Source organism: Heliorestis acidaminivorans, from assembly GCF_008933955.1.
Lineage (GTDB): Bacteria > Bacillota > Desulfitobacteriia > Heliobacteriales > Heliobacteriaceae > Heliorestis > Heliorestis acidaminivorans.
In genome coordinates this window covers 232,796-256,708 of the sequence record NZ_WBXO01000001.1, presented here as the reverse complement: position 1 = coordinate 256,708, position 23,913 = coordinate 232,796, and the positions used below count along the sequence as shown (strand labels likewise).

26 protein-coding genes are annotated in these 23,913 nt (G+C 39.2%); 20 read left to right on the top strand and 6 right to left on the bottom strand.

Annotated elements, in window-relative coordinates; genetic code table 11:
* The first annotated feature begins 38 nt into the window (after positions 1-38).
* The 9 genes from dapG to F9B85_RS01170 all read left to right on the top strand — a co-directional run bounded on the left by dapG (position 39) and on the right by F9B85_RS01170 (position 9,787).
* Positions 39-1,253, top strand: coding sequence for an aspartate kinase (dapG, locus tag F9B85_RS01210; protein WP_151617784.1), 1,215 nt, complete (start codon positions 39-41; stop codon positions 1,251-1,253).
* A 34-nt stretch (positions 1,254-1,287) separates the two neighbouring features.
* Positions 1,288-2,193 carry a 4-hydroxy-tetrahydrodipicolinate synthase gene (gene dapA / locus F9B85_RS01205; protein ID WP_151617783.1) on the top strand — a complete coding sequence of 302 codons (906 nt, stop codon included), beginning with the start codon at positions 1,288-1,290 and terminating at the stop codon, positions 2,191-2,193.
* A 306-nt stretch (positions 2,194-2,499) separates the two neighbouring features.
* Entirely contained in the window at positions 2,500-4,161 is a 1,662-nt protein-coding gene (locus tag F9B85_RS01200) for a ribonuclease J (RefSeq protein WP_151617782.1), read from the top strand.
* Positions 4,162-4,228: 67 nt separating this feature from the next.
* Complete coding sequence (locus F9B85_RS01195; RefSeq protein ID WP_151617781.1) at positions 4,229-4,954, top strand: ClpP family protease; 726 nt, start codon at positions 4,229-4,231, stop codon at positions 4,952-4,954.
* Positions 4,951-5,163 carry a YlzJ-like family protein gene (locus F9B85_RS01190; RefSeq protein WP_151617780.1) on the top strand — a complete coding sequence of 71 codons (213 nt, stop codon included), beginning with the start codon at positions 4,951-4,953 and terminating at the stop codon, positions 5,161-5,163. The genes F9B85_RS01195 and F9B85_RS01190 overlap by 4 nt, the downstream gene beginning before the upstream one ends.
* Positions 5,164-5,254: 91 nt before the next feature.
* Entirely contained in the window at positions 5,255-7,669 is a 2,415-nt protein-coding gene (locus F9B85_RS01185; protein ID WP_151617779.1) for an FtsK/SpoIIIE family DNA translocase, read from the top strand.
* Positions 7,670-7,690: 21 nt separating this feature from the next.
* Positions 7,691-8,257: a hypothetical protein gene (locus tag F9B85_RS01180; protein WP_151617778.1), complete on the top strand. Its 567-nt coding sequence runs from the start codon at positions 7,691-7,693 to the stop codon at positions 8,255-8,257.
* 213 nt (positions 8,258-8,470) lie between these two features.
* On the top strand, positions 8,471-9,271 hold the full coding sequence (locus F9B85_RS01175; RefSeq protein WP_151617777.1) for a helix-turn-helix domain-containing protein: 801 nt from the start codon (positions 8,471-8,473) through the stop codon (positions 9,269-9,271).
* Between the two features lie 21 nt (positions 9,272-9,292).
* Complete coding sequence (locus tag F9B85_RS01170; RefSeq protein WP_151617776.1) at positions 9,293-9,787, top strand: YajQ family cyclic di-GMP-binding protein; 495 nt, start codon at positions 9,293-9,295, stop codon at positions 9,785-9,787.
* A gap of 3 nt (positions 9,788-9,790) precedes the next feature.
* On the opposite strand, the gene splB is transcribed toward F9B85_RS01170, so the two are convergent.
* Together splB and F9B85_RS14685 are read right to left on the bottom strand one after the other, a co-directional pair.
* Positions 9,791-10,822 (bottom strand): spore photoproduct lyase, encoded by a 1,032-nt coding sequence (splB, locus tag F9B85_RS01165; RefSeq protein ID WP_243138024.1) that lies wholly within the window; start codon positions 10,820-10,822, stop codon positions 9,791-9,793.
* Positions 10,823-10,928: 106 nt separating this feature from the next.
* Positions 10,929-11,294 (bottom strand): hypothetical protein, encoded by a 366-nt coding sequence (locus tag F9B85_RS14685; protein WP_243138023.1) that lies wholly within the window; start codon positions 11,292-11,294, stop codon positions 10,929-10,931.
* A 183-nt stretch (positions 11,295-11,477) separates the two neighbouring features.
* Between F9B85_RS14685 and F9B85_RS01155 the strand changes: the two genes are divergently transcribed.
* The 3 genes from F9B85_RS01155 to glnA all read left to right on the top strand — a co-directional run bounded on the left by F9B85_RS01155 (position 11,478) and on the right by glnA (position 14,855).
* A complete protein-coding gene (locus F9B85_RS01155; protein WP_151617775.1) occupies positions 11,478-12,401 on the top strand; it encodes an NAD(P)/FAD-dependent oxidoreductase in 924 nt (307 codons plus the stop codon).
* A gap of 321 nt (positions 12,402-12,722) precedes the next feature.
* Positions 12,723-13,298 carry an adaptor protein MecA gene (locus tag F9B85_RS01150; RefSeq protein ID WP_170270068.1) on the top strand — a complete coding sequence of 192 codons (576 nt, stop codon included), beginning with the start codon at positions 12,723-12,725 and terminating at the stop codon, positions 13,296-13,298.
* Between the two features lie 228 nt (positions 13,299-13,526).
* Positions 13,527-14,855 (top strand): type I glutamate--ammonia ligase, encoded by a 1,329-nt coding sequence (glnA, locus tag F9B85_RS01145; RefSeq protein WP_151617773.1) that lies wholly within the window; start codon positions 13,527-13,529, stop codon positions 14,853-14,855.
* Positions 14,856-14,907: 52 nt separating this feature from the next.
* Here the strand turns inward: glnA and htpX are convergent, their stop codons facing one another.
* Both htpX and F9B85_RS01135 read right to left on the bottom strand, forming a co-directional pair.
* Positions 14,908-15,783 carry a zinc metalloprotease HtpX gene (gene htpX / locus F9B85_RS01140; protein ID WP_151617772.1) on the bottom strand — a complete coding sequence of 292 codons (876 nt, stop codon included), beginning with the start codon at positions 15,781-15,783 and terminating at the stop codon, positions 14,908-14,910.
* A gap of 17 nt (positions 15,784-15,800) precedes the next feature.
* Complete coding sequence (locus F9B85_RS01135; RefSeq protein ID WP_243138022.1) at positions 15,801-16,349, bottom strand: LemA family protein; 549 nt, start codon at positions 16,347-16,349, stop codon at positions 15,801-15,803.
* A gap of 148 nt (positions 16,350-16,497) precedes the next feature.
* Between F9B85_RS01135 and F9B85_RS01130 the strand changes: the two genes are divergently transcribed.
* The 6 genes from F9B85_RS01130 (at position 16,498) to F9B85_RS01105 (ending at position 21,276) form a co-directional block, all read left to right on the top strand.
* Positions 16,498-17,886, top strand: a complete 1,389-nt coding sequence (locus F9B85_RS01130) for an LCP family protein (protein ID WP_243138021.1) — start codon at positions 16,498-16,500, stop codon at positions 17,884-17,886.
* Between the two features lie 21 nt (positions 17,887-17,907).
* Complete coding sequence (locus tag F9B85_RS01125; protein ID WP_151618335.1) at positions 17,908-19,146, top strand: adenosylhomocysteinase; 1,239 nt, start codon at positions 17,908-17,910, stop codon at positions 19,144-19,146.
* Between the two features lie 123 nt (positions 19,147-19,269).
* Positions 19,270-19,590 (top strand): putative Se/S carrier protein, encoded by a 321-nt coding sequence (locus tag F9B85_RS01120; protein ID WP_151617771.1) that lies wholly within the window; start codon positions 19,270-19,272, stop codon positions 19,588-19,590.
* Between the two features lie 71 nt (positions 19,591-19,661).
* A complete protein-coding gene (gene pssA / locus F9B85_RS01115; RefSeq protein ID WP_151617770.1) occupies positions 19,662-20,171 on the top strand; it encodes a CDP-diacylglycerol--serine O-phosphatidyltransferase in 510 nt (169 codons plus the stop codon).
* A 228-nt stretch (positions 20,172-20,399) separates the two neighbouring features.
* On the top strand, positions 20,400-20,606 hold the full coding sequence (locus F9B85_RS01110) for a hypothetical protein (protein WP_151617769.1): 207 nt from the start codon (positions 20,400-20,402) through the stop codon (positions 20,604-20,606).
* A gap of 94 nt (positions 20,607-20,700) precedes the next feature.
* Positions 20,701-21,276 (top strand): glycerol-3-phosphate acyltransferase, encoded by a 576-nt coding sequence (locus F9B85_RS01105; RefSeq protein ID WP_170270067.1) that lies wholly within the window; start codon positions 20,701-20,703, stop codon positions 21,274-21,276.
* A gap of 216 nt (positions 21,277-21,492) precedes the next feature.
* Here F9B85_RS01105 and F9B85_RS01100 read toward each other — a convergent pair whose 3' ends face one another.
* On the bottom strand, positions 21,493-21,882 hold the full coding sequence (locus F9B85_RS01100) for a TIGR04086 family membrane protein (protein ID WP_170270065.1): 390 nt from the start codon (positions 21,880-21,882) through the stop codon (positions 21,493-21,495).
* An 81-nt stretch (positions 21,883-21,963) separates the two neighbouring features.
* Here F9B85_RS01100 and F9B85_RS01095 point away from each other — a divergent pair, with 81 nt between their 5' ends.
* Together F9B85_RS01095 and F9B85_RS01090 are read left to right on the top strand one after the other, a co-directional pair.
* Positions 21,964-22,329 carry a hypothetical protein gene (locus F9B85_RS01095; RefSeq protein WP_151617766.1) on the top strand — a complete coding sequence of 122 codons (366 nt, stop codon included), beginning with the start codon at positions 21,964-21,966 and terminating at the stop codon, positions 22,327-22,329.
* A gap of 92 nt (positions 22,330-22,421) precedes the next feature.
* Positions 22,422-22,868, top strand: a complete 447-nt coding sequence (locus tag F9B85_RS01090) for a Fur family transcriptional regulator (RefSeq protein ID WP_151617765.1) — start codon at positions 22,422-22,424, stop codon at positions 22,866-22,868.
* Here the strand turns inward: F9B85_RS01090 and F9B85_RS01085 are convergent.
* Positions 22,865-23,902, bottom strand: a complete 1,038-nt coding sequence (locus F9B85_RS01085; protein WP_151617764.1) for a DUF2225 domain-containing protein — start codon at positions 23,900-23,902, stop codon at positions 22,865-22,867. The two genes, F9B85_RS01090 and F9B85_RS01085, sit on opposite strands and share 4 nt — an antisense overlap.
* Positions 23,903-23,913 lie beyond the last annotated feature (11 nt).

The following is a 23,913-nucleotide window of genomic DNA, read 5'->3' as shown; positions in this document are numbered from 1 at the left end:
ACCCTCTCATGGCCCACACTCATAAGGAGTGAGGGTATTTGAAAATCGTTGTCCAAAAGTTTGGTGGTACCTCTGTAGCCACGGAAGAACTAAGGCAACAGGCCATTAAACGAATAAAAGAGGCTCGGGAAGAAGGGTACCATGTTGTTGTTGTTGTTTCAGCAATGGGACGAAAGGGAGCTCCTTATGCAACAGACACCCTTCTTTCCCTTACAGAGTCTATTGAACCAAACTTACCTGGAAGAGAAAAAGATATCCTCATGGCTTGCGGAGAAATCATCTCCGGTGTAGTCATGACTGCTCAAATGCTCAGAAGTGGAATGGAAGCTATATTCTTAACAGGTTGGCAATCTGGCATTCTCACATCTGATCATTTTGGCGAGGCACGTATTCTAAGTATTAAGCCTGATAAAATATTTGACGAACTAAAAAAAGGTAAAATAGTCATCGTTGCTGGATTTCAAGGTTCTAATGAAGAAAAAGAAATAACCACACTCGGTCGTGGTGGCAGTGATACGACAGCAGTAGCCCTTGGTGCCGCCATGAAAGCTGAGCTGGTAGACATCTTTACCGATGTAGCTGGTGTAATGACTGCTGATCCTAGACTAGTAAAAGGCGCGAAATTTTTAGATAAACTGACTTATCAAGAAGTATGTCAACTAGCACAAGAAGGCGCTAAAATCATTCATCCTAGAGCCGTTGACATGGCTATGCAGAGACAACTTACTTTACGTATTCGCAGTACCACATCGCCTGCCGCAGGCACTTTAATAACAGACAAAGAAAAGGATAACATTTTTGCACCTCAACAGCGCTTAATCACCGGTATTGCTCACCGCTCACAGATCACACAAATTAAGCTAGACATATCTCAATTATCTAAGCCCTCAGAAATAGAGCTGAAGGTCTTCAAAGCGATGGCAGAAGCTGGCATTAGTGTTGACTTTATCAATGTAAGTCCTAGAATTATTATTTTTACAGTTGATGACACTGTAGCACCTAAGGCAATAGAAATATTAAAGAGCAAAAATCTTCATCCCGATGTGATTTCACATTGCGCCAAAGTGGCAGTCGTCGGAATGAACATGATGGGTGTTCCAGGTGTTATGGCCCGTGTCGTAGAAGCTCTCACCAGAAATCAAATAACGATCTTACAATCGGCTGATTCTTATACAACTATTTGGTGTTTAATAGAAGAAAAAAACCTCACCAAAGCGGCCAATGCACTTCATCAACAGTTTTGTCTTGATTAGATAGGGAAAATATTTTGAAGGAGCGAGGAAATTTATGGATTTTGGCAGACTCATAACAGCAATGGTAACTCCATTTAATGAACAATTTGAAGTAGATTATGATAGAGCCAAAGAACTTGCAAAGTACTTAGTAGCTAATGGTTCAGACGGTCTTGTTGTAGCAGGAACAACAGGAGAATCACCAACCTTAACAAAAGAAGAGAAAATCAAACTATTTGCCACAGTCGTAGAAGCTGTAGGTGATCAAGTACCTATTATTGCAGGGACAGGTACGAATGATACAGCCTCCTCCATAGCTCTTTCTCAAGAAGCAGAAGCTGTAGGTGTACAGGGTCTTCTGCTTGTAGGTCCTTATTATAACAAGCCAAGCCAAAAAGGATACTACCAGCACTTTGAAGCTATATCTAAAGCAACGAAAGTACCTATTATGCTTTATAACATACCAGGACGCACAGGATCTAATATAGAAACAAATACAGTAGCAGAACTAGCTCAAATTGATAATATAGTAGCCATCAAAGAAGCGGCTGGTTCTATGGACCAAGTTAGCGAACTTGCACAAAAAGTACCTGATAGCTTCCGCATTTACTCTGGTGATGATGGCTTAACTTTACCTATGATGGCATTAGGTGGTTACGGTGTTGTGAGCGTCTCGGGCCACATAATTGGTCAAGAAATTCAGAAAATGATGCAGGCTTTTGTAGCAGGAAGAAACGAAGAAGCTACAGCCATTCACAAAAAATATTATCGTCTCTTTAAAGGCCTTTTCGTGGCGACTAATCCGATTGGTGTAAAAACAGCCCTTAATCTCATAGGCCAACCTGTAGGCACTCTCCGACTGCCTATGGTACCAGCAACAACAGAAGAAGTTAAATTTTTGAAAGAACTGCTGAAATCATACGGTCTAATAGAATGTCAATGTAACTGTAACTGCCAATAATTTTAATAAAATTAAGCATAATGCTGAATATAATCATAAATTATAAGCTAAGTCAAAGTAAAAACTAATTTTAAGCCTCCCCTTCATGAAGGGGAGGCTTTTTCAATTTCCTGAACTTGTATATCCAACAGAGAGCTTGTATAATGATACAGAATGGGTTGTACGGTTATAGGGATTCCTGTAAAGGCTATAAGAGGCGGCGGGGCCAGATAATCTAAAAATCTTAACGAGGAAGTACAAGCACCCTTCCCCGATTGGGGTGGGGTTGTTATGATTCCATCAATGTTGCTATTAAGGAGGTCTGCTATGGCTATTAATGATAAAGTAACCATTATTCCGCTTGGCGGTCTTGGTGAAATCGGTAAAAATATGACTGTAATTAAAGTGAATCAAGATCTGTTGATCATCGACTGCGGCCTTATGTTTCCTGAAGATGAGATGCTAGGAATTGATGCTGTCATTCCTGATATTTCCTACCTAACGGAAAACAAAAATGCCATCAAAGGAATTATCTTAACTCATGGCCACGAAGATCACATAGGTGCTTTACCATATATATTAAAAGATCTTTCCGTTCCCGTTTATGGTACTCGATTAACCTTAGCACTGGCCCAGAACAAATTAAAAGAACAAGCCATTCAAACTAACGCAACCTTTCATGCACTTAAACCTAGAGAAATCGAAAAAATAGGACCTTTTCGCGTAGAACTTTTGCGACTTTGCCACAGCATACCAGACTCAGCGGCCGTAGTAATTCACACTTCAGCTGGAACGGTCTTATATACAGGAGACTTCAAATTCGATCAGACCCCCGTAGATGGTCAATTATCGGACTATTATCGCCTATCACAATTAGGTGAAAAAGGTGTTCTGGCCTTGCTTTCTGACTCCACCAATGCAGAGAGGACAGGTTTTACACCATCGGAACGAGCTCTTTATGAGAAAATAGAAGAAATTTTTCGACTCTCCAAAAGTCGTATCATTATAACGACTTTTCCTTCTAGTCTTTATAGAATACAACAAACTTTTTGGGTTGCCGCTAAATACAATCGAAAGATCGCAATTATAAGTAAATCGATGCGCAACGTACTCGATGTAGCTTACCAACATGGTTACTTAGATGTGCCGCCGGGCCTTCTTGTAGATCCTGAACAATGGCAACAAATTCCCAACAATGAAGTCGTTTTAATGACGACAGGCCATCAAGGAGAACCTTTATCAGCGCTCACACGTGGATCTTGGGGTGATGGGCGACAGATAACCTACCAAAGAGGTGATACTGTTATCATCTCTTCTAATCCCGGTGCCGGCAATCAGAAAACGATTGCTAGAACTGTTGATGCCTTAGTGCGCATGGGTGCTGATGTCTATCATGAATCGGCCAATGTTCATGTATCTGGACATGCTAGTCAAGAAGAGCTGAAAATGATGCTGAACCTGATTAAGCCCAAATACTTTATGCCGATCCAAGGTGAATATCGGATGCTAGTCCTGCATGCTAAGCTAGCTAAAGAATTAGGCTTAGCAGATGAGAATATTTTTATCTTAGAAAACGGTCAGGTTCTAGAAGTCTCTAGCCAAAAAGGAGCCATCACGTCGAAAGTAACGGCTGGTCGAATCCTAGTTGATGGATTAGGAGTCGGAGACGTAGGTAATATAGTGTTACGAGATCGACGTCAATTATCACAAGATGGTATTCTTATTGTCGTCCTTACCATTAGCAAAGAGACAGGACAAGTTGTAGCAGGTCCAGATATGGTCTCTAGAGGCTTTGTCTATGTAAGAGAAGCTGAAGAGTTAATGGAAGAAGCAAAGATCAAAGTAAAGCAAGCCCTAGAAAAATCAGATGAACGCAAAGCAACAGAATGGGCAGCAATCAAAACAAATGTACGAGACGTATTATCTAAGTTTCTCTACGAAAAAACTAGAAGAAGGCCAATGATTTTACCTATTATTATGGAAGTATAGTATAAGTCCTCCGGAAAGGGTTGAAACTATTAAAAATGTGCCCCTAGAAGGAGGACATCCCATAATCATGGTCGAACAAAACTTTGAAACTCAATCACCAACAAAAGATGATCACGAAAAATCTAAAGCCATAGAACCGATCAAGGAGTTAGGCGAAACAGAAGTTCCCTCTACAAAAAGCAACATTCACTGTCTGACTATTGTTGGTCAAGTAGAAGGTCACATGATCCTTCCGCCACAGAACAAAACGACGAAATACGAACACATCATCCCGCAATTAGTAGCACTAGAACAGAATAAGGATATTGAAGGTGTATTGATCGTTTTGAATACAGTCGGCGGCGATGTTGAAGCAGGTCTGGCCATTGCCGAAATGATCGTAAGTCTTTCTAAGCCCACTGTTTCTCTTGTTCTTGGAGGAGGTCACTCCATAGGTGTGCCCATCGCTGTTTCAGCTGATCACGCCATGATTGCTTCTACAGCCACTATGACCATTCATCCAATTCGATTAACAGGTCTGGTGATAGGAGTACCGGCAACATTTGAGTATCTTGAGAAAATGCAAGATCGAGTAATTGCTTTTGTAACTGCTAACTCCTCCATTTCTTCAGAGAAGTTCAAAGAGTTAATGTTTAGAACTGGCGAATTAACAAGAGATATAGGAACCGTTGTAGTAGGGAAAGAAGCTGTAGATAATGGATTAATTGATTCTGTTGGTGGAATTAGTGAGGCCGTTAAGAAGTTAGAAAGCCTTATTGAAGAGGGTAAAAAGAACGGGGCGATGATTCAATGATCATCTACACCCCTTTGCCTGCTGAAATGGTATTAAAAGGCTTAGAACCCTCTGTTCCAGAGATGTCTAACATCACGTATAAAGGCAAGTCTGTTATGGGTTACAAAAAAGAAGATGGCCACTATGAACTAACAAGGATCCTTAGCACGGACCCTCAAGATTTTTTAGATCCCCAACTACAACCTGGAAGAACAGTTCTCCCTGATTAAAGAGGGTCAACAAAGAGAGCCAGCCCGCTAGGGATGGCTTTCCTTTGTTGAGGAATAGCCCTTAATAAGTTAAGGTGATGGCATGGCTAATATGTTTCAACAACTGAAAGAAGACTTAAAGTACGAAATAGCAGGGCTTACCATAGTTTCTTTTGCGATATTTTCCATAATAAGTCTTTTTACCGTAACAACAGATCCGCTCTTCATCTCCTCATCAGGCTCAGGAGCTATTGGTCAATTTTTAGTTACTATATTAAGCGCCTTAGCAGGCAATGGCAAAATTTTCATACCTATATTTTTAGCTTATGTGGGCATCAAAGTAATGATAGAGAGAGCTAGAGCGGCAATCATCAACAAAAAAACATTTGCCTTCCTTGTAGCTTATCTAATGCTACTTACTTTTTTCCACCTTCAACTACCTGCAGGATTATCAGACTGGCAAGCAGGTATGCAAGGTCAGGGTGGTGGAATAATTGGTGCTTCCATTGTTATCGTACTTAAAACACTTTTTGGAATCATAGGAACATACGTAGTTTTAGCAACCTTGATTATAGCATCTGTTCTTCTTGCTTTTGACTTATCACTAGTAAAAATTGCAAAAAGTCTATTCAAAAGATTTCAACAAGGTTTTAAGAACTCCAAAGGTTCTCTTAATAAAGTGCTATTTACAGTAGTAGACGAAGAAGAAAAATTACCGACCAAAAACAAGACTAACAAGAAAAATAGTCGTAAAAAGGTAGAGGAACGAGAGCAAGAAGAAGAGAACAACTTGATTATTATCGATCACAGAGATGAAGAACGACAGTGGACTGAAGAAAATGGTAACTACAAAAATGTAGAAACTTACGAAAATGTAGAAGAACAGGTAACACCACTTGAACAAGAATCATCTAAATTTGATGATGTAGAATATGTAGATTACAAAAATACTGAACAATTAGAACTTACCCTGGCACAAGAAGAGGCAAAAAGTCAAGCACAAGTGGCGACACCTGAAGTAGAAGAGAAGGTGCTTCCTAAGAGTCAGATCGAAGCGACCGTAACTTCTACTAGTGCAACTGAATACCTCTTGCCACCTATAACTATCTTAAATCGTTCCTTGAGAGTAAAAAGTCCACGGTTAAATCAAGACATTACCGAGAAAGTAAGAGTCTTAGAAGAAACATTAGAAAGCTTCGGAGTACGGGTCAAAGTAACACAAGTAAGTCGAGGTCCATCTATTACGCGCTATGAGATACAGCCAGCTCCTGGTATAAAAGTCTCCAAAATTATTAACCTAGCTGATGACATAGCCCTTTCCATGGCTTCAGGATCAGTGCGTATAGAAGCGCCTATTCCAGGTAAGGCCGCTGTCGGTATTGAAGTACCGAATAAAGAAATCAGTCCCGTTACTTTTAGGGAAGTTTTGGAAGGTCCAGAGTTTCTTCAAGCACCCTCTAAACTTACCATAGCTTTAGGAAAAGATATTGCGGGCACACCGATTGTAGCAGAACTAAATCGTATGCCCCACTTATTGATTGCTGGTGCTACAGGAGCAGGCAAAAGTGTTTGTATGAACAGTTTAATCTGCAGTATTCTTTTTAAAGCCAAACCTACAGAAGTAAAATTTCTCATGATCGACCCCAAAATGGTAGAACTTACTCAATATAACGGCATTCCTCATCTGATTGCCCCAGTAGTAACTGATGCAAAAAAAGCCGCAACAACACTAAAGTGGATTGTCAACGAGATGGAGAATCGCTATGAATTGTTTGCCAGTGCTGGTGTCAAAGAAATCACACGCTATAATCAATTAAAAGGACAAGAAACACCAGATAGCACAGAACCAGCTTTACCTTACATAGTTGTGCTGATTGACGAATTAGCCGACTTAATGATGGTTTCAGCTGTCGATGTAGAAGATGCTATCTGTCGACTAGCTCAAATGGCTCGCGCGGCAGGAATTCATCTTGTCGTAGCTACTCAGAGACCGTCCGTAGACGTAATCACTGGAATAATTAAGGCAAACATTCCTTCTAGAATAGCTTTTGCTGTTTCCTCTCAGACAGACTCCCGTACCATCTTAGATCAAGCTGGTGCCGAAAAGCTAATGGGCCGAGGTGATATGCTCTTTTATCCCGTTGGTGCAAATAAACCTTTAAGGGTACAAGGATGCTATGTATCGGACAAAGAAGTAGAAGATCTAGTGGAATACCTAAAAGGACAAGGACTACCAGAATATCAAGAAGGTATTATAAAAGCACAAGAACAGCAAGAAACAGTAATAGAAGAAGATGACGAGCTATTTTTACAGGCAGTACAAGTTCTACTTGATAATGGACAGGCGTCTATCTCCATGCTACAACGTAGACTACGTATCGGCTATGCAAGAGCGGCACGATTAATTGATATGATGGAACAGCACGGCATTGTGGGAGGCTATGAAGGTAGTAAGCCAAGAGAAATTTTAATTAGCAAAGCACAATTTGAAGCAAAGTACGGTATGTCACAGAACAAGGCAACGTAACGAAGAAAAGGGGGAAGAAAAATGGGGGTAAAAAAAAGGAAAAGCCATAAAATCCTTTTCTTACTCATAATTCTTTCGCTATTGCTTCTAGGATGCCAGGGTAAAGCTGTAGACTCTGATGCAGACCTAGAAGCAGTAGTTGTTAATTCTGCTCCAACCTTAATCGGAGCTATTATGGCACCCGGGGAATCCCCCTATGGATACTATAACGATTTAGTTCGAGAAGCTATACAACGCATAGGACATCGTCAGGGGATGCAAGTTACGATCATCGAAGCAGAAGACTTCTTGGAAAAAGAAGAAACAATTGATTACTTTTTTCAAAACCGTGCACTTTACGTATTTGTTAATGATCCAGCCTATTATGACATACTTTCTCTAGAAAATAGAGAAGATGGTACTAGCTTTGTAATGCTTTTTGAATTACTTCGATCTCCTAGCTTAGATGAAGAGGTTGAGGATGATCAGCTTTTCCCTGAAGAAAGAGAAGATAGCTTAATGGTAGAAGAAGAAGGACTTTCTTATTGGTTAGAAGAGCAAATGGAAAAAATAATCAATCAAGATCAGCTAATAGATAATATAGAGTAGTACTTAATAAATAACTCGATTTTTGACAGTTTCTTTTGAAAAATGATATACTATCATTTGATCTATTGGAATAGGTTTAATGTTTTTTAGTGATAATACCATAATTAACTAGTCTATAAACTCAATATGTAATGATAGAATCGGAAAGACTTTTTTATGCACACAGTGACGCATATTAGGTATAAAAATCTTTGAAAGGGGGGCAAACCTTTCATGAACGCAAAGAGAACCATATCGATCTTACAAGAAGCAAGAGAGCGAAAAGGAATCTCATTAGAACAAGCAGAAAGTGACACGAATATCAGGAAGCAATATCTTATTGCACTAGAAGAAGGAAACTATGACCAATTACCAGGTCGAGTTTACTCCATAGGCTTTTTGCGTTCCTATGGTAAATATCTTGGACTCGATCCAGAGCCATTAATCCAAGAATTTAAGCATAACTACCAAGATGAAGTTGCCGAAATTATAGAAGTGGAATCGAATAAAGAAACAGAAAGAACAGTGATGGCAGTAAAGAGAGGCCAGTCAATGATTCGTATGACTGGATATGGCTTAGCGATTGTTACTTTAGCCGGATTGTTCTATATTCCTTCTCTTCTATCAGACGATGGGGCCAATAACCAAGTTTCAGAAAACAGAATCACCACAACAAAACAAGACAGAGAAGCAAATCAAGAAGAAGCGCTTAATGGAAACTCTACTATTGGTGAAGCGATAGAGAAGGAAAACTCTGTACAGCCTGAAGCTCAACAAATTGTTACACAAGAAGATGGTGTTAATATTACGATTCGTATACGCGAAGATCGTAGTTGGATAGCTGTAACAGAAGATGGAGTTCCTCGATACCAGGGCATCATGCACGCTGGTGAAACAATGACTTTTAATGGTAAAGAAAAAGTATTTCTCCATGTGGGAAATGCCGGAGCTGTTGAGATTATTTATAACGGGGAAAATCTTGGCCTAATGGGAAGGTGGAAAGACGTAGAAAAGAAAGAATTTGTACGTTCTTGATACCAAGGAGGCGGAATCAATATGGCGAAAGATGCTAGTTTTGACATTGTATCACAAGTAGATGAACAAGAAGTTTCTAATGCTGTTAACCAAGCTGTGCGAGAAATGGAACAGCGCTTTGACTTCAAAGGAAGTAAAAGTAAAATCACCAAAGAAAAAGACAAAATAGTCCTAATTTCTGATGACGAATATAAGTTAAAAAATGTTACCGATATCTTAGAAAGCAAAATGGTAAAGCGGGGAATTTCCCTTAGAGCTTTGCAATACGGTAAAGTAGAAGACTCAGCAGGAAATACTGTAAAGCAACAAGTAGATATTGTCCAAGGTATTTCCAAAGAAAAAGCTAAAGAAATTATCAAACTAATTAAAGATAGCAAAATAAAAGTACAAACACAAATTCAAGATGATCAATTGCGAGTAAGTGGCAAAAAAAAGGACGATCTACAAAATGTAATCGCACTTTTAAAGAATGCAGATCTTACTATTGAACTACAATTTATAAATTTTCGATCTTAAGATCTAAGTAAAATATTCTATAGTGGCAGTTGGGAAAGCTTTTAATATAAGTTCACTCAACTTTTCTTCAATTAGCTGAGCCTCTTCCTTTTTATAGACGTATTTACTTACCCCGTACTTGCCAAATTTTAACTTACGTTGACTTTCTTCGAGATCTAATTGGCTATCAGGAAAACGTTCGAGAATCACTTTTTTTGCTTTTGTGGTAAAGCGATGCTGAATTAACTCAAAAGATATGGGTACAGAAAAGGTCTTGACTTCTTCAAGGCCTTTTTTTAGTTTCTCAATCATCTGCCCGTACTCTTCAAACCAGCCTGGATAAAGCATTATAGGTGCAATTATAAAACCAAGAGGATAGCCAGCCTTAGCTACTTTGACAGAAGCCTCTATGCGCTCTTCAATAGAAGCTGTATGGTGCTCAAAGTGCTCAACAACACGATTACTATTGAGTGAGAAACGAAAGCGGCAATGGCCTTGGTGATCTAAAGATAAAAGAGGATCAACATAAGTAAACTTAGTAACAAAGCGTAACCTACCTAAAGGTAATTGTCCAAAAAAGGAAATAGTCTGGCCTAGTGACCCTGTTAAATGCTCAATACTTAGGGGATCACCAGAGCTAGCTACTTCAAAAGTGGTTATAGATGGACTGTTTTTTTCCACATATTTAGAAGCTTGCTCTAGAATCTCTTCAATATTTACATAAACTCGCAAATAAGGGCGTTGACCTAAAGTAGTTTGTAAATAACAATACTCACAATGACCAGGACAACTAGTCATGAGAGGAAACTGGTAGTCCGCTGAAGGACGGCAACTCTGAAAACGAAGATCTTTTTTTAGACCGACAACAATAGTCTTTTTGGCTTGACTGTATTTTTGCTGAGCACTCGCTCCAGGAAGACCTGTTACACGATTATGAGCTGGTATAGTACGGTGAGGAATCTTATGCTCTTTAGCAAATGATAGTAATTTTTGACCTAGAGGGTAATCATAAGCTTCACTTTCAAAAAGCATACGATGAGGCATATACAAATCCAAAGAACCACACCTCCTGATCAATAGTTTGTCCAGAGAAAAGCAAAATAAAGAGCACTGAAAGAAAAGCAATCAGTGCTCTTTTAGAATGATGGAAAAAAAAGTCAACTTAATCTTGCCCTTGAATATCATTGATACCGTAACGCCAAAAATGGTTTTTTAAGTGGCCTATTGTTTTGGGAGTTACGCCAAATTCTTCTGCCATTTCTGTATCACTACGATCTTTGGCAATTCCATCTATAAAGTTGTCAAAATCTATCCCTACTTCATTGGTCATATCAACAAGGCTAGGACGAATTCCCCAAGGTGCTCCACGAGTTGTATAATTTGTAGTTTCAGGAGCACCAACATCACGAGGTTTAACACCTTTCTCAGTAACATAACCATGTAATTCCGATCGTCCATCGAGAGCTACTCTCGTTGCCGATCCTAGATCTTCAGGGATAAACTTATCCGGCAATGGTCTCTGACTCACATCAAACCCTCCTTTTAGCGAGACTGCATTTCCTGTAAGCATATACAAGATTCCTATAGATGATCATGCACGTCTTTCAAAGAGCTTATCCATCATGCTTAGGGATTTTTTTTCCGTCTATAATGTTTTCTAGATAGGGCAAGATAAGGTCACAAGAAACGAGAAGAGGCTGGTGACAAAAGCTTGCGATTTGATACTGTTATTATAGGAGCAGGGCCGGCAGGACTTTCTACGGCCATACAGCTAGCACGATACAATTACTCTGTTCTTGTCTTTGATGGTGGTGATGGTAGAGCTTCTTGGGTACCTAAATTCCACAACTATCTTGGCTTTCCACAAGGTGTTTCTGGTAAAGATATCTTAAGACTAGGACGAGAACAAGCACAAAAATACGGAGCAGAAATTGTAAAGAGTCAAGTAGTGAAAATTGAACATCCTGGGGAAGAAGAATTTCTGATCACCACAAGCAGTGCAGAGTATCAGAGTCGTAGATTAGTTCTGGCCACAGGTATTCAAGATATTCAACCAGAGATTGTAAACCGTTATGATTTTGCTGGTCGTTCTATTTTTTATTGCTTAGACTGTAACAGTTATGAATTTAGCGGACAAAAAGCAGTTGTTTTTGGACACAATGAAAGAGCCATATTTAATGCCTTGGGCTTGCTAGATTTTACCCATCAAATTTATATTGCTACTAACGGTGTAGAATTAGAAGGCTATGAGAAACACAAAAAAACACTAGAGGAATATAGCATCGACGTAATTACTGAGCCAATAGAGCGACTACATGGTCAAAAAGGTGTAAAAGGCAAACTTGAAGAAATAGAATTCCAAAATGGAGAAAAAAGACCAACAGAAATAGCTTTGTCAACCTATGGCTACAACATTAATAACCAATTAGTAGAAAAGTTAAATCTTGAAACGAATCATAGTGGCCATATAAAAGTTGGAAAATTCATGGATACGAATATAAAAAATATCTATGCTGTAGGAGATATTGTAGACACTAGTCAAATGCTAGTCTTAGCAGTTAGCGAAGGAATTAAAGCTGCCATAGCTATTCATCGTTCCTTACAATCACAAAGGAAAAGTACTGTAGAAGAATAAAAAAGACTAAAGAAAAGGCAAAAAAAATGAAAAAGGCAGTAAAAGTAGTATGACTTACCATACTACTTTTACTGCCTTTTTAAAAAATTGTGAGAAATGAGTTCTTACGCTTATCTGTAAAGTATTTATAATGAAAGTGTAAGAAAAAATATAGAGACATATAAAAAAATATAATATTCGGAAAAAAGACTTTTCTTTAAAGATATTTTGTCATATAATGATAGTCACAAGAAGAAGAGATTGTACTTTGATTTGTCTAACAATTCGAATTATTCGAAGAAGCTAAGACCGATGAGACAAGGAAAGGGGAAAAAGAGAGCTATGAAAATTGAAAAAATGGATCAAGAAAGATTACAGCTCCTTGTCTCTACGAGCGAATTAACACAGTATGATATTGACATCAAAGATCTCTGGCAAAACACAGCAGGTGCCCAAAAGTTTTTTCTATCAATTATGAAAAAACTTAAAAAGAAGCAAATTAATCATTTAGAACAAGAAGACATTGATTTTTCTGTGGAAGCTATTGGACTAGTTCCTGAAGGTGTAATAGTTATATTGAACCAATGTGGCTACTACGTACAAGAACAAGAATGTATAGCTATCAACGAAGATGCAACATTAATTGACGATAAGCTGTGCTTTTCTTTTTCTAATTTAGAAGATCTCTATGAATTGTGCCAGCGCCTCAAGAACATAGGTAAAGAAGAAGGTTCTCTCTATCATTACAAAGATTCTTTTTACTTGATTTTACCAGACTCAGAAGCCACTTCATCTCAAACGATAGCCCTATTAGGGGAGTATGGAGAAAAAAGCAACCTTATGACTTGTGTGCTTTATGAGCATGGTACTCTAATAGAAAAGTATGAAGCACCTCGTTTTGTAAGTCAACTTTTTTAACAAACTATTTTAGTTACTTATATAAAAATACTATCTAAATTATTTGGTAAAAATTTATTTTTACCTCTTGCCAAAATACCTATTTGTCCCTTATAATCATATCAGAAGCAAGAGCTGGTCACACAGACGTGACCACTAACATTTAGGCAAAGGCGCCTTCATAATCTCTTATTTAGAGGTATGAAGGTGTTTTTTTATTTGAAAAAATTATCTCAAGGAGGTAGTACCATGTCCTATACTAAAGAAGATGTCCTTCGCTTAAGTAAGGAAATGGACGTCAAATTCATCCGCTTACAGTTTACCGATATCTTTGGTGTTTTGAAGAATCTGGCAATTCCTGTAGAGCAGCTTGAGAAAGCATTAGATGGGGAGTTAATGTTCGATGGTTCTTCCATTGATGGCTTTGTTCGTATTGAAGAGTCAGATATGTACCTTCGTCCCGATCCCAACACCTTTGTTGTCTTCCCGTGGCGTCCCCAAGATGGTGCTGTAGCTCGTCTCATTTGTGACGTCTATACTCCAGATGGTACTCCTTTCATTGGAGATCCTCGTAATGTACTTAAGAGCGTTTTAGCAGAAGCCGCTGAAATGGGTTACACCATGAACGTCGGTCCTGAGCTTGAGTTTTTCCTCTTCCTCACTGACAGTGAAGGAAAAGCTACAACTAAAACTCACGACAAAGCTGGCTACTTTGATTTAACACCTGTTGACATGGGCGAGAATGCTCGTCGAGACATGGTTCTAACTTTAGAGCGTATGGGCTTTGAAATTGAAGCTTCTCACCACGAAGTAGCTGCTGGACAGCACGAAATCGATTTCAAATACTCCGATGCTCTTGACGTAGCCGACAAAATTGTTACTTTTAAGTTTGTCGTACGCACTATTGCTCAAAGACATGGTCTACATGCAACCTTTATGCCTAAGCCAATCTTTGGAATCAATGGTTCTGGCATGCATACTAATATGTCCTTATTCAAAGATGGAGAGAACGCCTTCTATGATCCTTCTACCCCAGACCAGCTTAGTGAAGAAGCCAAATACTACATTGGTGGTTTGCTCAAGCACGTTCGCTCCTTCGCTGCTGTTACCAACCCAACTGTGAACTCCTACAAGCGCCTTGTACCTGGTTATGAAGCTCCTTGCTATGTAGCTTGGTCTTGCCGCAACCGTAGTCCACTAATTCGTATTCCTGCCAAGAGAGGTAACTCAACACGAGTTGAATTACGCAGTCCAGACCCATCCTGCAACCCTTACCTCGCCTTAGCTGTTTGCCTCAAAGCAGGTTTAGATGGCATCAAAAACAAAATTACACCACCGCCATCAGTAGATGAGAATATCTACCACATGGACCAAGCTCGTCGTGCCCAGTTTGGCATTGACAGCTTACCAGCTAACCTTTTTGAAGCTATTGAAGAGCTAGATAAAAACGAAGTTATCAAGTCCGCTTTAGGACCTCACGTTTCAGAAAGATTTGTCGATGCAAAACGCGATGAATGGGATTCCTTCCGTATCAGCGTTCATCCTTGGGAAGTAGAAGAATACTTAACCAAATATTAAGATTAATGTAAAGAGAGGCCCTCTCTGTTCTGGCAGAGAGGGCCTCTCTTTATTACATACGCAACAATCTTTCAACGCGTTGATCTGGTGGAGGATGAGTAGAAAACCAAGAAGATACTTTCTTTTTTAAGGGATCAGCTATATAGAGCGAAGCTGTTGCATCACTAGCGACCTCAACAGGATTGGGATTACTCGTAATCTTTTTCAAAGCGCTGGCTAAAGCCCCTGGATTTCTACATAGTGCTGCTCCGTCGGCATCGGCTAAGTATTCACGGTTTCTTGAAAGAGCAAGCTGTATAAAAAGAGCTACAAAAGGTGCAACAAGCAATAAAACAAAAGCTATTAAGAGGAAAGCGGCTTGTTGATTACCGCGACCTCGACGACCATAGAAAAGCAGACGACTTCCAAAATGACTAATCAAAGAAATAGCAGATACAAGGGCAACAGCAATCGTAGCTAGTCGAACGTCATAGTTTTTTACATGTGCGATTTCATGAGCTATGACCGCTTCAATTTCTTCACGATTTAACCGGTCCATGAGTCCTGTCGTTACTGCGACAGAAGCATTCTCAGGATTTAAGCCGGCTGCAAAAGCATTTGGTGAGGGATCATGGATTAAGAATACTTTAGGCATAGGAATTCGTCCAGCTAAAGAAAGGCCTTCTACAGTGTTCCAAAGAAAGGGATGATCACTTTTACTCTTAATTTCTTGGGCCCGATTCATAGACATAACGATTCTATTAGATTGACTTAAGACAATGGCCACATAGATGAGAGCTACAACTGATGATATGATAGCACCTGTAAGCCAGTCACCCTCTAAAGCATAGGTTAGGAAAGAACCTAAGAATAAAATAAAAAGAATAAAAAAGATAACAATCAAAACACTTTTTCTTTTATTCTTTTCTATCTGTTGATAAAGAAGCATAAACTACTCCTCACTTATTAGAAACGCACTTGTATATTCTCGCGCTCTCTCTCAGGTATCTCAAGCATAGATTCTTCCGTAAATCCATGAAAAGAGGCTATTAGATTGGTAGGAAAAGATTGAATTTTTGTATTGTATTTCATGATAGTATTGTTATATAGTTGTCTAGCATAGGCGATTTTATTTTCTGTGCCACTTAACTCTTCTTGGAGCATCATGAAGTTTTGATTTGCCTTAAGATCGGGATAAGCTTCAGCTAAAGCAAAAAGAGAGCGTAAAGTACTGGTAAGAGCTATATCAGCATCTACTCGTTCTTGAGGCGACTTACCTGTCCCCACTAGATCGTTCCTGGCTCTTATTACTTTTTCTAACGTTTCTTGTTCGTGTTTGGCATAGCCTTTCACAGTTTCCACCAAGTTTGGAATAAGATCGTAACGACGTTTTAATTGTACATCAATTTGTGCCCACGACTCCCGAACCCAATTGCGATATTTAATCAAGCTATTATAAGTAAATATCCAAAAAACAGACAACAAGACAATTAAGACCAGCAGATAAATAATCACACTGCATCCTCCTTTATCATTAATCTTTACAGTCGGCACTATTTTTTACTTTCTAATATTATGGCTGTAATGCCTTCATTTTCTTGCTTTGATTTAAGCAACGTTTTATAATGACTAGGGAAACCTTACATAACGAGGTGACAAACCTATGGGTAGAAAAAAAGAAATGAATCCCAAAATAATTTTAGGGCTTGCCATGTTGTTCCTATTTCTCCTTTCAGCTGGAGTAACATATGCACTACTTCATAACAGCCTAGATAAACCAGAACATCAAGCAGAAGAAGTAGATGAAAGTGATGTCAAAGATGCCAAGATACTGAAAAAAGATCGTATTAACTTATTGTTGATAGCTCTAGATGCTAGACCAGGAGAAGTTGAAGGTCGCACTGATTCACTTATATTTGCCAGTTTAGATAGACAGAACAACAGTATTTCCTTAATGTCTATTCCTAGAGACACGAGAGTAAGTATCAGTGGTCGCGGACAAGACAAAATCAACAATGCCCATTTCTACGGAGGAGTTCCTCTTGTTCAGAAAACTGTAGAAGATTTACTGGGAGTTTCTATAGACTACTACGTAAAAACAAACTTTGAGGGATTTCGAGACATTGTTGATACTTTAGGTGGCGTAGAGATTGATGTAGAACGGAGAATGTATTACTATCAAGGCGATCCCTATGACCGCATCGACCTACAAAAAGGCTTACAGCGCCTTAACGGAGACAAAGCTTTACAGTACGTAAGATTTAGATCTGACGCATTAGGTGATATTAGCCGCACACAAAGACAACAAAATTTTTTACAAGCCTTTGCCAAAGAAACTTTACAAATGAACAATCTATGGAAAATACCAACATTAATCCCGCAGATGTCTAAAGCAGTAGAAACAAACTTAGGAGTTAGCGATATGCTAGCTTTAGCTTTTACGGCACGAGATTGGAATTCGTTAGAAATATTCTCCCATACCCTACCTGGCAACTTTTTGGACTTAAATGGTGTGAGTTACTGGCAAGTAGACCCTACAGTTGCCAAAAAAGCAACAAAAGACTTATTACTTGGCGAAGTTAATACGGACATTGTAGAAGGGCGTACTATCGTCTTGAATGACCGACCGGTACAAAAAGCCCCCCAAAAAGAAGATTTAGAAGATGATGAGATAAACCAAGATCAAAGTAAAGACTTAAAAGAAGAGTTGCGTGCAGGAGAAAAAGAGTCACAAGAAAAGAAAAACGATAGTAGGACTGAAGCAACGCCAACAAAGCCTTCAAATCCTACAGCACCAACATCTCCTATGACGCCTCCTCTAAGACCTTCTACTTCTACACCTAGCACTCCAGAAAAGCCTCAAACACAAGAACCTACCCAACCTAAGAATGACAAACCTTCTTTAGATTTTAATGAAGGACCTACCAAGCCTTCACAAGATATAAATGAAGGAGCACCACCTGTTCCTTCGGGAGTTGAACCACTGCATCCTGCAACACCGATTGAGAATTCTGTACAATTCGGCGGTAGCAGTATGGATGAAAATATATAGGAGGTTACATTCGTGGAATCAATGATTCGAGATATCAATCTAGCACCATCAGGACAATTAAAAATTGACTGGGTAGAGCAACATATGCCCATACTCAGCCAATTAAAAAGAAAATTTGCAGAAGAAAAACCGCTAGCAGGAAAAAAAGCTGTCATTTGCTTACATCTAGAAGCTAAAACTGCTTACTTAGCATTGACAGTTCAAGCGGCAGGTGCAGAAGTGGCTGTATGCGCATCTAATCCGCTGTCTACGCAAGATGACGTTGTAGCCGCATTAGTACAAAACGGTGTAACAGCATTTGCACGTTACGGTGCTAGCGATGAAGAATACAAATTACATCTGAATAAAGCTCTAGACTTTGATCCCGATATTCTCATTGATGACGGTGGAGATCTTGTATCTTTATTGCATTCAGAGCGACAAGAACAAGCCAAAAAGATTATTGGCGGTGCTGAAGAAACAACGACAGGCATATTACGACTTCGTGCTCTAGCTCGTGAAGGTCTTTTGCAATTTCCTATGATGGCTGTTAATGATGCTCAGATGAAGTACCTTTTTGACAATCGTTATGGAACAGGGCAATCAGTATGGGATGCAATCATGAGAACAACTAACCTTGTTGTCTGTGGTAAAGTAGTTGTGGTTGGTGGATACGGTTGGTGTGGCAAAGGTGTAGCGGCTCGTGCTCAAGGCTTAAATGCTCGTGTAGTCGTTACAGAAATCGATCCAATCAAAGCTAATGAAGCACTAATGGATGGCTATGAAGTAATGCCCATGGTGGAAGCCGCCAAAATCGGTGATATTTTCATTACAGTCACAGGAAACCGTGACATTGTCAGAAAAGAACACCTGGAAGTTATTAAAGATAAAGCTATTTTATCTAATGCAGGACACTTTGACGTAGAAGTTAACAAAGAAGACTTAAAAGAACTTTCTACTTCTGTCAAAGTAGTTCGTAATAATATTGAAGAGTATACTTTCCAAGACGGACGCAAGGTTTATCTTTTAGGTGAAGGTCGACTAGTAAACTTAGCTGCTGGCGATGGTCATCCAGCAGAAGTAATGGACCTGACCTTCGCTTTACAAGCTCTTTCTCTTGACTATCTGGTAAAAGAGCGCAGTCAACTTAAAGCAGAAGTTTATTCCGTGCCTGAGGAAATTGATCGCAAAGTAGCTCAGTTGCGTCTAAGTGCTCTAGGTATAGAAATAGACGAATTAACAGAAAAGCAGAAAAAATATCTTAACAGTTGGCAAGAATAGGACTTTGCCCTAAGTTTTTATCTTAAAAAATACTTGCAAAAGGCCGTCTAGAGACGGCCTTTCACAATATCAGACAATTTTAGGACTTAACTAAGTCTAATTCTGAAATTAACGGAAGAGAAGATGTCGAAAAAAGAACTATGGCGTAAAAAAAAATATCCCTTAATAATCTTTAATTCTACACAAGAAGCAATAGCGGGAGAAAAAATATTAGAAGAAAACAAAATCGACTGTCTCATCATACCAACACCTCGTGAGCTAAGTAATGGATGTGGACTCTCTTTGCGAATTGCTCATGCTTCTATTCCCATAACGATCAGGACCATGAAAGAAAAGGCGATGAATGGGACTTTATTTCTATGGGAAGAATCTCAGGGAATATGGAAACCACAAGCTGAAGAGGAATCATCAAAAGGATATCTTTCAACAGCACCAGAAAAATGATAAAATAAAGTCTATCTATATATAATTTTTGTTAATGCTGTTATGGAGTAGTTAACCACGGAGGTTACGTAATGAATCACAAAGTGGTCATTCCCAACGCCTTTACTTTGGCCAATTTATTATTAGGAATCCTATCTCTTGTCTACACCATGGATGGAAACTTTCGATTGGCCGCTGTCATGATTCTCTTGTCTATGGTATTAGATGGTATGGATGGAAAAGTGGCACGCAAACTAGATGTTACATCTCCTTTTGGCAAAGAGCTAGACTCTTTATCTGATCTAGTTTCCTTCGGAGTTGCACCTGCCATTTTAGTTTATGCCGCCATAATGTCTGAACCTTACGGTATTGTAGGACTCGTTATAGCCATTACATTTGCTCTTTGTGGGGCTGTTCGATTAGCGAAGTTTAATATAATGAATATAAGTACTCATTTTCTCGGCATCCCGATTACTGTAGCAGGACCATTAATGGCAATTTTCACACTTGTCAGCGATCATTTACCGCTTATCTTTTTTCCATCGGCAATGCTACTATTGGCGGGATTTATGATTTCTAATATCAAAATTCCCAAATTATGATAAAATAGAAAGAAACCCCTCCTTGACAGGGGTTTCTTTTTCAGTGATGATGGTTATAGAACTTATATAATTAATAAACTATCTGCAAAAGTGTAAAAGTTCAATATGTAAGAGGAAGTCCTCTTCGCTGGTTAGGCTATCCAGTAAGGGACCATCTCACTGGCAGGGAACTTCCTCGCTACTATTATAACCATCTAGGCGTCACCTATACATGCGGAGGTGAGATCCTTGCAAATTCCTTTTTGTGAGAACTGCGGAACCAAAAGTACGCAGGGAGCTGTTTGTGGCCATTGTGACACCATGTATTGTTATGACTGCATAGACAAGAAACAGATTAATGTAACTGTTTGTAAAGACTGCGGAAGATTTATCTGTGCCGCCTGTAGAACAGGAATGGATCGCTGTACGCAAGTACCAACTCAAGTTGAGACCTAGCAGCGAAAGAAAAAGAACAAAATATACCTAAAAAGGTTATAGATGTCAAAATGGAAGCATAGACATTACTACCGAAATCTGGGAGGTAGTTGCTTTGTTAACCATTTTGGCATTTTTCTTTTTGGCCTTTTTAACTGCATCACTACCTCTGACCTATTGGCTAGGAAAAATCAAATACCAAATACTTTTATCAGATTATGGTCCTGGATCAATAGGGCCTTCTAAACTTTTGCGCTTAGCTGGTTCACAAGCGATGATTCTTAGTACCTTCATAGAAGCAGGTAAAGGTCTAATCATTGCTATACTAGCATATCATAGTCAGATCGCAGAGCTCTACCTATGGCTAGTTGTGCCACTCATTATGGTTGGACATGGCTGGTCTCCTTTGTTACAAGGTAGAGGTGGCAATAGTTGGCTCCCTTTAGGTACTTATCTTTTTTTCTTAGCACCACCATTAGGTCAGACAGCTCTGGCACTAGCCTTATCAGCATTACTTTTAACTCGCTCGCCTGCTATAGCTGCAACATCTTCAATTTTACTGTTGAGTATCTTAGCACCGTTGTGGCATGTTGAAGGGCACATGCTTGCAACTTTATGGACTGCTACGGCCATTCTATTTATGCAAAACTGGCTTGTCTATAATCACCGAATCTATACGTCAGAAATATAATAACAAGGGATTTCCAAAAGGTAGAGTGATTAGAAAGGGTGAATCATGATGAAAATTTACTTCATTAGACTACCAAACTTTTTACGGACCCTACTTTTGAAAGTTTGGCGTTAAAAGTGAAAAAAAGAAAAATAAAGAAAAACAAAGCCAACGGGTAAGACTACGAGACCCGTTGGCTTTTTGCTTATAAGTATGCTATCATGTACTAGATTAAACTTACTTTTTCCAAGCTACCCCAACTACACCACCGGTTATACCACCAACTAAAGCATAAGCAAGTTTTTTCCACCATTCTGTCATAGGAAAAGAAACCTCTGGTAAGAAATAACCTCCTAGTGACGTGATGAGGAAGAAAACTAGACCAGCCAGAAGACCATATATCAAACCTCTTGAGCCAGCTCGACGAGCTGTTACTAGTCCTGCCCAGAAAGCACATACACCGAAAGCTCCCTGGACAAATGGAGCTACGTAATATTCAGAAACAGATGTAAAGAAAAGTGTAGTTACGATGACTAAAGACAAGAGGAGCGATAAGACAAGGGCCTGGCCGGTTCCTATCAGCAAAGGTGTCACAGTTACAACCCTTTTCTCGCTTTTTTCCTCCACTTCATTCCCACCTCCTTGCCTACACTTTATTCAACAAGTCATTTCTTTAGGACGAGATTTGAACAGGACGGTGACATTGAATTGCTCACTAGCAGGGCTAACAAAGTTGTAGCTGTTTTTCTAGGATTCATTATTTTTACAGCATTCTATCTATCATCACAACATGATCCTTCGCCTAATACAGCAGATTCTGCTTCAGCAGTTGAAGAAGAAAAAGTTCTGCTTACTGTAACAGGCAGGTCAACTTGGCAAGGAGAATATGAAACTACGAACCTAGATGCTTTAATAGCAGAAGCAAGAATAGAAGCAGAAGAAATAGCCAGACAAATGAACCACAAAGTAGGAGAAGCGCTTTCTATTGAAATAGTGAAAAAGGAAGAAGAACAGACCGAGCACTCAACTGTTCAAAGCTTACAAGCTATTGTTTTATTTCGCCTTGAACCATAATGAACATTTTTCATGAAAGTTTGACACCTATAATCTTATATAAGTATAATATTGATATGTAAAAATTATTATCGACAGGGGGCGTCCCCAAAATGGATCGTTTTCAAGATATATGTTCAAGGATTCACAAAAAAGAATACAAATTAACACCACAAAGACAAGTTATCTTACGAGCTCTCTTAGCTAATGATGAAGAGCACTTAAGTGCAGAAGACGTCTATGGTATTGTAAAGCAAAAAAACCCCGAAATCGGCCTAGCTACAGTATATCGCACCTTAGAGCTACTAGCAGATCTCGATGTCTTATTAAAAATGGACTTTGGCGATGGAAGACTGCGCTATGAATTTGCTGATGATGACGGAACGCACCATCATCATCACTTGATATGTAATAGCTGTGGGATAGTTCAAGAGTTTGAAGATGATCTATTAGAAAGTTTAGAGCAGACGATTCAGAAAAAGAACAACTTCAAGATTGAAGATCATCAACTTAAATTTTTTGGCCTTTGTGAAGAATGTCAAAAAGAAGCCAGGGACTAAGCCCCGGCTTCTTTTTTGTCATTTCCCTTTTTCATTTTGTCAATCAACTGATCGCGTAACTCATCTTCATTAGAAAAGCCTTGTAAAGAGGGATATACTTCCATAGCGGCATCAATCAAAGCTCTTAGAACAGCCTCTCTTTCCATGAAGGTCTTGCTTTCACGATAAGGTGTTGCAGAGATTTCCTTTAACCAAGTGACTTGTTCCTCATGGAGCGTTGCCGTCAAACGAACTTTAGGACCTCTTGCTTTTCTTACCGGTGATTCTTTTATCGGAGGTTCTACCGTAGAAGAAGAGGAGCTTTCAACCTTTTCCGTACTATCCTTTTGCTCGTTAGGAATACTATCATTTCCTAGTGCTTTAGATTGCTCTCTAGCTAGAGCCCATTGATCTCGCGCTAGCCGCTCAATTTCAGGTTCACTTTTGATAGCAGAACTTTGCATAACCGTTCTAGAAAACCAACGAATAGCTTCATCATACGTACCAATTTGACGATAGAGCTCACCGATTAAATAAGAGAGAGTACTGCTACTCATTTTCCCAACACTACGTTCAGAGGCATAAGCCTTCTCATACAATTTAAGAGACTCCTTGATAAATACAAGTGACCTCGTCTCATCTTGCATTTCCCTCGCAAGCCAGGCACATTTTAAGTATAGTGATGCACTTACGCTTGCTGGTGCTTGGCTTATTTGGGCTGTTCGAATGGCTAATTCAAAAGCACGCAATACTACAGGCAAAGATCGGACTCCTAAAAAATTCGGTTCTTGTTGCCGCAAGAGAAAAAGCTCACGGGCCACTTTACTCGTATCACCGTAAGGGCTATCAAAGTTATTTTCTTGCGAAGCATAATAACAGCTAGGACAAACGAAGATTTGATAATGAATAGGATTAACACCATCATAGATAATCATAAAATCAGCTTTTCGTTCCCTAATGCGTATAAAAGAACTTCGCACTCTCGTCGCTTGAAAAATCTGTCTACAGATGGGACATGTTTTTTCCTGAGTAAAAAAAGCGCCTTCAACAGTCATAAGTTAATCAT

Bases quoted from the DNA above. Each gene is read 5' to 3' on its own strand.
- F9B85_RS01185 (WP_151617779.1), top strand. From the start codon at position 5,255: ATGTTTCAACAACTGAAAGAAGACTTAAAGTACGAAATAGCAGGGCTT.
- F9B85_RS01170 (WP_151617776.1), top strand. From the start codon at position 9,293: ATGGCGAAAGATGCTAGTTTTGACATTGTATCACAAGTAGATGAACAA.
- F9B85_RS01085 (WP_151617764.1), bottom strand. From the start codon at position 23,902: ATGACTGTTGAAGGCGCTTTTTTTACTCAGGAAAAAACATGTCCCATC.
- dapA (WP_151617783.1), top strand. From the start codon at position 1,288: ATGGATTTTGGCAGACTCATAACAGCAATGGTAACTCCATTTAATGAA.
- F9B85_RS01120 (WP_151617771.1), top strand. From the start codon at position 19,270: ATGTCGAAAAAAGAACTATGGCGTAAAAAAAAATATCCCTTAATAATC.
- F9B85_RS01150 (WP_170270068.1), top strand. From the start codon at position 12,723: ATGAAAATTGAAAAAATGGATCAAGAAAGATTACAGCTCCTTGTCTCT.
- glnA (WP_151617773.1), top strand. From the start codon at position 13,527: ATGTCCTATACTAAAGAAGATGTCCTTCGCTTAAGTAAGGAAATGGAC.
- F9B85_RS01125 (WP_151618335.1), top strand. From the start codon at position 17,908: ATGATTCGAGATATCAATCTAGCACCATCAGGACAATTAAAAATTGAC.
- F9B85_RS01190 (WP_151617780.1), top strand. From the start codon at position 4,951: ATGATCATCTACACCCCTTTGCCTGCTGAAATGGTATTAAAAGGCTTA.
- F9B85_RS01180 (WP_151617778.1), top strand. From the start codon at position 7,691: ATGGGGGTAAAAAAAAGGAAAAGCCATAAAATCCTTTTCTTACTCATA.
- F9B85_RS01130 (WP_243138021.1), top strand. From the start codon at position 16,498: ATGGGTAGAAAAAAAGAAATGAATCCCAAAATAATTTTAGGGCTTGCC.
- F9B85_RS01090 (WP_151617765.1), top strand. From the start codon at position 22,422: ATGGATCGTTTTCAAGATATATGTTCAAGGATTCACAAAAAAGAATAC.
- F9B85_RS01195 (WP_151617781.1), top strand. From the start codon at position 4,229: ATGGTCGAACAAAACTTTGAAACTCAATCACCAACAAAAGATGATCAC.
- htpX (WP_151617772.1), bottom strand. From the start codon at position 15,783: ATGCTTCTTTATCAACAGATAGAAAAGAATAAAAGAAAAAGTGTTTTG.
- pssA (WP_151617770.1), top strand. From the start codon at position 19,662: ATGAATCACAAAGTGGTCATTCCCAACGCCTTTACTTTGGCCAATTTA.
- F9B85_RS01200 (WP_151617782.1), top strand. From the start codon at position 2,500: ATGGCTATTAATGATAAAGTAACCATTATTCCGCTTGGCGGTCTTGGT.
- F9B85_RS01175 (WP_151617777.1), top strand. From the start codon at position 8,471: ATGAACGCAAAGAGAACCATATCGATCTTACAAGAAGCAAGAGAGCGA.